Origin of the sequence: Mycobacterium sp., from assembly GCF_035633495.1 — a bacterium.
GTDB lineage: Bacteria > Actinomycetota > Actinomycetes > Mycobacteriales > Mycobacteriaceae > Mycobacterium.
Window position 1 is genome coordinate 21,617 of record NZ_DASQEU010000070.1, and the last position, 7,025, is coordinate 28,641.

The 7,025-nt window shown below is 66.5% G+C and carries 6 protein-coding genes and 2 pseudogenes; 5 read left to right on the forward strand and 3 right to left on the reverse strand.

Annotation, left to right across the window (positions count from 1 at the left end; translation table 11 throughout):
* The first annotated feature begins 70 nt into the window (after positions 1 to 70).
* The 5 genes and pseudogenes from ddaH to VET27_RS11555 all read left to right on the forward strand — a co-directional run bounded on the left by ddaH (position 71) and on the right by VET27_RS11555 (position 4,604).
* Complete coding sequence (ddaH, locus tag VET27_RS11535; RefSeq protein ID WP_526518121.1) at positions 71 to 934, forward strand: dimethylargininase; 864 nt, start codon at positions 71 to 73, stop codon at positions 932 to 934.
* On the forward strand, positions 907 to 2,196 hold the full coding sequence (rocD, locus tag VET27_RS11540) for an ornithine--oxo-acid transaminase (RefSeq protein ID WP_526518123.1): 1,290 nt from the start codon (positions 907 to 909) through the stop codon (positions 2,194 to 2,196). Before ddaH ends, rocD begins: the two co-directional genes overlap by 28 nt.
* 19 nt (positions 2,197 to 2,215) lie before the next feature.
* Positions 2,216 to 2,476: a hypothetical protein gene (locus tag VET27_RS11545; protein WP_526518125.1), complete on the forward strand. Its 261-nt coding sequence runs from the start codon at positions 2,216 to 2,218 to the stop codon at positions 2,474 to 2,476.
* Between the two features lie 105 nt (positions 2,477 to 2,581).
* Positions 2,582 to 3,727: pseudogene (locus VET27_RS11550) on the forward strand (amino acid permease).
* Positions 3,724 to 4,604 (forward strand): annotated as a pseudogene (locus VET27_RS11555) (universal stress protein). Before VET27_RS11550 ends, VET27_RS11555 begins: the two co-directional pseudogenes overlap by 4 nt.
* Here the strand turns inward: VET27_RS11555 and VET27_RS11560 are convergent.
* The 3 genes from VET27_RS11560 to VET27_RS11570 form a co-directional block, all read right to left on the reverse strand.
* Positions 4,601 to 5,332, reverse strand: a complete 732-nt coding sequence (locus VET27_RS11560) for a dienelactone hydrolase family protein (protein WP_526518127.1) — start codon at positions 5,330 to 5,332, stop codon at positions 4,601 to 4,603. The pseudogene VET27_RS11555 and the gene VET27_RS11560 overlap by 4 nt on opposite strands.
* 62 nt (positions 5,333 to 5,394) lie before the next feature.
* Positions 5,395 to 6,240: a mycofactocin-coupled SDR family oxidoreductase gene (locus VET27_RS11565; protein WP_526518129.1), complete on the reverse strand. Its 846-nt coding sequence runs from the start codon at positions 6,238 to 6,240 to the stop codon at positions 5,395 to 5,397.
* A gap of 125 nt (positions 6,241 to 6,365) precedes the next feature.
* On the reverse strand, positions 6,366 to 7,025 hold a 660-nt coding region (locus VET27_RS11570), incomplete at its 5' end, for an arginine deiminase family protein (protein WP_526518131.1).

The following is a 7,025-nucleotide window of genomic DNA, read 5'->3' on the forward strand; positions in this document are numbered from 1 at the left end:
AACGAAGTGTGCACCAATACGCAATGAGTGGCGATTGATTGCGTAACAGGCAGCCCATATCGTCTATTGCATGACGATCTCAGACGTCGCCGGTACTCCGGCGTTCGAAGTCGCCGCAACGACGCCGCGAGCCCGCACCCCCCGCCTTCGCCGATACGCCATGACGGCGCCGACGTTCTTCACCGTCGAGTACGCCATCAATCCGTGGATGGACACGTCGACGTCCGTCGACACCGGCCTCGCGGTCCGCCAGTGGGAGACGCTGCTGTCGACCTACTGCGCGCTCGGACACACCGTCGAGACGGTCGAGCCCGTCGCAGGCCTGCCCGACATGGTCTACGCCGCCAACGGCGGGTTGATCGTCGACGGCAAGGCTGTCGTGGCCCGCTTCGCCTACCCGCAGCGAGCCGGCGAGGCCGCAGCCCACGCCGAGTGGATGACTGGCAACGGCTTCGAGCCCAGGTACACCCGCCACACCAACGAGGGTCAGGGCGACTTCCTGGTCGTCGGATCCACGATCCTGGCGGGGTACGGCTTCAGGACCGATCAGCGAGCTCATGCCGAGGTGGCTCACATCACCGGCATGCCCGTCACGAGCCTCGAGCTGGTCGACCCGCGGTTCTATCACCTCGACACCGCGCTGGCAGTGCTCGACGACACCACGATCGCGTACTACCCGCCCGCGTTCAGCGACGATGCCCGCGCACAGTTGCAGAAGCTGTTCCCCGAAGCTCTCGAGGTGACCACCGCCGACGCCTACGTCCTCGGGCTGAACGTGGTCTCCGACGGCAAACACGTGGTTCTGCCCGCAAACGCCACCGGGTTCGCCAAGCAGATCGCCGACGCCGGTTTCGAACCCATCGGCATCGATCTGTCCGAATTGTTCAAGGGCGGCGGATCCGTCAAATGCTGCACATTGGAGGTGTATTCGTGACCATCCTGGATACCGTGACTACTCGACCCGGCCAGCTCACCGAAGCTGCGATCGCGATCGACGACCGGTACGCGGCGCACAACTACTCGCCGCTGCCCGTCGTCGCCGCGTCCGCCGAGGGCGCCTGGATCACCGACGTCGAGGGCCGTCGCTACCTGGACTGCCTGGCCGCCTACTCCGCGGTCAACTTCGGGCACCGCCATCCGCAGATCACCGCAACGGCGCACGCCCAGCTGGACGCCGTCACCCTCGTCAGCCGCGCCTTCCACTCCGACCGGTTGGGGCCGTTCTGCGCCGCGCTGGCCGAGTTGTGCGGCAAGGACATGGTGTTGCCGATGAACAGCGGTGCCGAAGCGGTCGAGAGCGGCCTCAAGGTGGCCCGCAAGTGGGGCACCGACGTCAAGGGCGTGCCTGCGGGCGAGTCAAACATCATGGTGGCGCACAACAACTTCCACGGCCGTACCACGACGATCATCAGCTTCTCCGACGACGAGGCCGCGCGCCGCGGCTTCGGGCCCTACACGCCCGGCTTCCGTGCGGTGCCCTTCGGGGACGCCGACGCGTTGGCGGGCGCCGTCGACGAGAATACCGTCGCCGTCCTGCTGGAACCCATCCAGGGCGAGGCGGGCATCATCGTGCCGCCAGACGACTTCCTGCCCCGGGTGCGTGCGCTGTGCACCGAACGTAATGTCCTGATGATCGCCGACGAGATCCAGTCCGGCCTGGCCCGCACGGGCCGCACGTTCGCATGCGACCACTGGGGCGTCGTCCCCGATCTGTACCTCCTCGGAAAGGCACTCGGCGGCGGCGTCGTGCCCCTGTCGGCCGTGGTGGCCGACCGCGACGTCCTCGGCGTCCTGCATCCGGGTGAGCACGGCTCCACCTTCGGGGGCAACCCGCTGGCAGCGGCGATCGGTGCGACCGTCGTCACGATGCTGAAGACCGGCGAATTCCAGTCCCGCTCGGAGCAACTCGGCGATCACCTGCATCATCGACTCCGCAGCCTGATCGGTCACGGCGTGCTCGCCGTGCGCGGCATGGGGTTGTGGGCAGGCGTCGACATAGATCCGCGGGTCGGGACGGGAAAGCAGATCAGCTTGCGGTTGGCCGAACTCGGTGTTCTCGTCAAGGACACGCACGGTTCGACGTTGAGGTTTGCCCCGCCCATCGTCATCACCGAGGAGGAGATCGACTGGGCCGTCGATCAGTTCGCCAATGTACTGACCGATGCCCTCGCTTCACCCACAACGGACAACGCTTGACGCCTGCCTAGGAGGCACCATGGCATCACCCTCACCGACGGTGAGCTTCACCGAACAGATGCTGCGGCGTCGCCCCATCATCGGGGCACCGGTCGCCCATGGTGCCGACTCTGGCCTCAAACGCACCATCGGGGTCTTTCAGCTGACCATGTTCGGGGTCGGCGCCACGGTCGGTACCGGTATCTTCTTCGTGCTCTCCCCGGCGGTACCCGAAGCGGGCCCGGCCGTGATCCTGTCGCTCCTGCTGGCAGGCCTCGCGGCGGGCTTGGCGGCGATCTGATACGCCGAGATGGCCTCGGCCGTGCCGGTTTCGGGATCAACCTACTCGTACGCCTACACCACCCTCGGCGAGTAGATCGCCACGGGCGTCGGAGCCTGTCTCCTCCTGGAGTACGGAGTCTCGACCGCGGCCGTCGCCGTCGGCTGGAGCCAGTACCTCAATAAGCTCTTGACAACCTGTTCGGAGTCGAACTCCCGACGGCGATCACGGCGGCGCCCTGGGACACCGAACCGGGCATCGTCTAACCTGCCTGCGATTCTCCTGGTCGTCATGTGCATGGTGCTGCTCATCCGCGGTGCGTCGGAGTCCGCCAAGGCCAACACCATCATGGTGATGATCAAGCTCGGCGTGCTCGGCGTGCTCATCGTCATCGCATTCATCGCCTTCCAGACCGACCGGTTCGCCAACTTCGCCCCGATGGGCACCGCTGCGATCGGACTCGCCGCGGGCACCATCTTCTTCTCCTAAATCGGACTCGACGCCGTCTCGACTGCCGGCGACGAGGTCAAGGACCCGCAGAAGACCATGCCGCGGGCGATCATCGCCGCACTGTTGATCGTCACCGCCGTCTACGTCCTGGTCGCCTTCGCCGCCCTCGGCGCCCAGCCTTGGGAGGAGTTCGAGGGTCAGGAGGCCGGCCTGGCCGTCATCTTGGAGAACGTCCTTCAAAACCATTGGGCCAGACCCATTCTCGCCACTGGTCCGCTGATCTCGATCTTCTCGGTCACCCTGGTGACGATGTACGGCCAGACCCGCATCCTGTTCGCCATGGGGCGCGACGGTCTGCTGCCGTCGATGTTCGCCAAGGTCAACCCGAAGTCGATGACGCCGGTCAACAACACGATCATCGTGGCGATCGTGGTCAGCATCCTCGCCGGCTTCATCCCGTTGGACAAGCTCGCCGACATGGTGTCGATCGGTACGCTGACCGCCTTCATCGTGGTGTCCCTCGGCGTGATCATCCTGCGCAGGCGCGAGCCCGATCTGCCTCGCGGCTTCAAGGTGCCGCTGTACCCGGTCACGCCGGTCCTCTCGATCATCGCGTGCGGCTACATCCCGTACAGCCTGCACTGGTACACCTTGATCGCCTTCGGCGCCTGGGTCGCAGTCGTGGTGGCGTTCTACCTGATCTGGGGTCGGCACCACAGCGCGCTGAACGACGGTGGCGACGGTGTCATCGCCTCCGTCGCACCCGGTGTCGACGATGTCGAGATCGTGACGCCGAGGAACGAGCCGAGGAACGAACAGTGACCGTCGTAGTCGGGTATCTGGCCGGCAAGGCCGGGGTGTCCGCGCTGAACCTCGGCGTCGAGGCGGCGCGCACCCTCAAGACGTCACTGTCCGTCGTGACCGTCGTGCCCAAGCCGTAGACCACGCCATCACCCGCCCGCATCGACGCGGAGTACGCCCAGTACGCCGATCGACTGGCCGCCGACTCGGCCAGCCAGGCCAAGACGTGCGTCGCGGCGCTCGACGACACTCTCGAAGTCAGCTTCCACAAATACGCTCACCGCTCGGCGGCCGGCGGTCTGTTGACGGCCGTCGCGGACCTCAAAGCCGAAGTGCTGGTGCTGGGTTCGGCGGCGGATGGCAGCCTCGGACAGGTCGTGGTCGGGTCGACCGCCGACCGGCTGCTGCACTCGTCACCGGTGCCATTGGCGATCTGCCCACGCAGCTACCGTGGATCCAAGTCGCACGGGCTGACTCGGATCACCGCCGCGTATCCCGGGACGCCGACTCGCTCCACGTCGTGGAGCGGTCCGCTGCTCTCGCGGCGCAGCTCGGAGTCCCTCTGCGAGTCATCACGTTCGCCGTAGGCGGCCGCACGATGTACCCACCGGAGGTTGGACTGGACGCCAAGACGTCGATCCTTCGGTCGTGGGCACTGGCATCGCGAGAAGCGTTGTCGGCGTTGAAGACCAACGGCGTCGTCGGCAACGACGTCACTCTTCAGGTCGTCACGGGCAACGGCTGGGACCAGGCCTTGGACGCCGCCGAGTGGGAGGACGGCGAAGTGCTCGCCATCGGCACGTCGCCCCAAGGTGCGATCGCGCGCGTCTTCCTCGGGTCGAAGGGCACGAAGATCGTGCGCCACAGCCCGGTTCCGGTGCTGGTCCTGCCGAACTAGCGGTCGAACGTCTCGCCCAGTAGGTCGAGGAGGCAGGCCCAGGAGCGTCTAGCCGTCGCCTCGTCATACTGGATGCCGCGCTCGGGATCGTTGGCGAAGGGCGCCATGAACGCGTGCATCGCATGCCCGTACGCGTGCAGCTGCCAGTCGGCACCGCGGACGGTCAGTTCGGAGGCCAGCGCGATCACGTCCGCCGGTGGCGCGAAGGGATCCCCCCAACCGTGGTAGACGGCGATCGTGGTGTCGATCGGTGAATCCGGCGCGAGCGGTGGCGGGGTGAGCACACCGTGGAAGCTACCGACGGCCCTGAGGTGTGTGTTGTGCCTCGCCAGGTCGAGCACGCACAAGCCGCCGAAGCAGAACCCGATCGCAGCCATGGCATCCCGCTCGACGGCTGGCAGTGCGCTCAGAATCTCGACGACGCGGAACAGACTGTCCCGCAGAGTATCCCGGTTCTGCATCAGCGCGTCCATCGCCGACGCCCCCGCGTCCATGCCGTCGCGTGCGACGTTACGGCTGACCTCGCGGCCGAAGATGTCGACCGCCACTGCCCGGTAGCCGATCGCGGCGAGCCGCTCGCAGAACTCGACCTGAGCGTCACTCCGACCCTCCATGCCGTGGAACACCAACACGGTCGGCGCGTGGGCGTCATCGCCGGACACCATCACGCCGTTGCAGTCGAGGCCGTCGAGTTCGTAATCGAAGGACAGGGTCACGAGCGAGGACATGAAGCGAACGTACCCACCGGGCCCGCCGATCGACTGGCCGTTCGCTCAGCGCTTAGTGCCGGTCAGTACTTCATCGTCCCGCGGTCGACGGCGATCTGCGATCCGGAGATCGTCGCCGAGCCGTCACCGGCCAGCCACGCCACCACGTCCGAGACCTCTTCGGCCGTCATGAATTCCTGCAGGCCCTTCTTGCCCTCGTGGTTGACGGGGTGGAACGGCATCGGGGAGAAGCTGTGGATGTAGGTCGGGTACTTGCCGAAGATCTCCATCATGGCTTCGGGCTCGACCATCGGCGTGCCGATCGAGTACGGGTGGATCGAATTGACCCGGATGCCGTACTCCCCTACCTCGAGGGCGAGCGAGTTGGTGATGGCGACGAGCCCGTGCTTGGAGGCTGCGTAGTGGCTGTTGCCCGGCGTCGCCTTGAGTCCGGCCGACGAGCTGACGATGATGATCGACCCGCCGTTGCCCGCCTCGATCATGGCGGGCACCGCGGCGCGCAACGTGCGCCAGGTGCCGTTGAGGTTGACGTCGATGACGCTGTCCCACTGTTCTTCTGACATCTCGAACATCCGGCCCCAGCTGAGCACACCGGCGTTGGCCACCACGATGTCGAGTCGACCGAACTGCTCGATCGCGTCGGCGACGACCTGCTGCTGGGCGGCGAGATCGCGGATGTCGACCTCGCGGGCGAGCACCTTGCGCCCCGTCGCCTCGACGGCGCTCACGGTCTCGGCGAGTTCCTCCGGCGTCGCAGGCGGGTAGGTGATCGTGTCGGAGACCGGCCCGCAGACGTCGATGGCGACGATGTCGGCGCCCTCGGCGGCCAGTCGCACCGCGTGCGCTCGGCCCTGCCCCCGTGCGGCGCCGGTGACGAATGCCACGCGACCCTCGAGTGTTCCCGCCATCAATCGCCCTTTCGTCACCCATTCAAGGCGCGAGCGTGCGCGTTGGTCCGCTCACAGCGGCGTGTCGCGGAGCAGACACGCACACTCGCGCAAGGAGCAGGCTAGCAGCCGAACTGGAACGTGTTCTAGTAGTCGATCGGGTCGCGCACGATCGGGCACGTCATGCAGTGGCCACCGCCGCGGCCGCGGCCCAATTCGGCGCCGACGATGGTGACGACATCGATGCCGGCCTTGCGCAACAGCGAGTTCGTGTGGGTATTGCGGTCGTAGGCGAACACGACGCCCGGGGCGACGGCCACCAGGTTGTTGCCGCTGTCCCACTGCTGACGCTCCGAATCGTAAGCGGTGCCAACGGTTTCCACCACGCGAAGCGCGCCGAGACCCAGTGCGTCGGCGACCACCTCGACGAACGGCTTGTTCGCCTCGACGACCTCGACACCGGGTGCGACATCAGTGGGCAGCAGGGTGAACGTCTGAACCGCGTCGATGATCTCCGGATAGAGAGTCACGACGTCGCGATCGGCGAAGGTGAACACCGTGTCGAGGTGCATCGCGGCGCGCAACTTCGGCATGCCGGCGACGATCACCTTCTCCGCGGCCCCTTCGGCGGACAGTCGCGCCGCGACGTGGGTGATGGCCTGACGCGACGTGCGTTCGCTCATCCCGATGATGACGACGCCGTTGCCCGGCACCAGGACGTCACCGCCTTCGATCGTGGACATCCCCCACGACTCCTCGGGATCACCCCACCAGACCTTCGATCCGACGTAGTCCGGATGGAACTC

What these genes read in the sequence shown, in the direction of transcription:
- ddaH (WP_526518121.1), top strand. Translation starts at nt 71, where the DNA reads ATGACGATCTCAGACGTCGCCGGTACTCCGGCGTTCGAAGTCGCCGCA.
- rocD (WP_526518123.1), top strand. Translation starts at nt 907, where the DNA reads ATGCTGCACATTGGAGGTGTATTCGTGACCATCCTGGATACCGTGACT.
- VET27_RS11545 (WP_526518125.1), top strand. Translation starts at nt 2,216, where the DNA reads ATGGCATCACCCTCACCGACGGTGAGCTTCACCGAACAGATGCTGCGG.
- VET27_RS11560 (WP_526518127.1), bottom strand. Translation starts at nt 5,332, where the DNA reads ATGTCCTCGCTCGTGACCCTGTCCTTCGATTACGAACTCGACGGCCTC.
- VET27_RS11565 (WP_526518129.1), bottom strand. Translation starts at nt 6,240, where the DNA reads ATGGCGGGAACACTCGAGGGTCGCGTGGCATTCGTCACCGGCGCCGCA.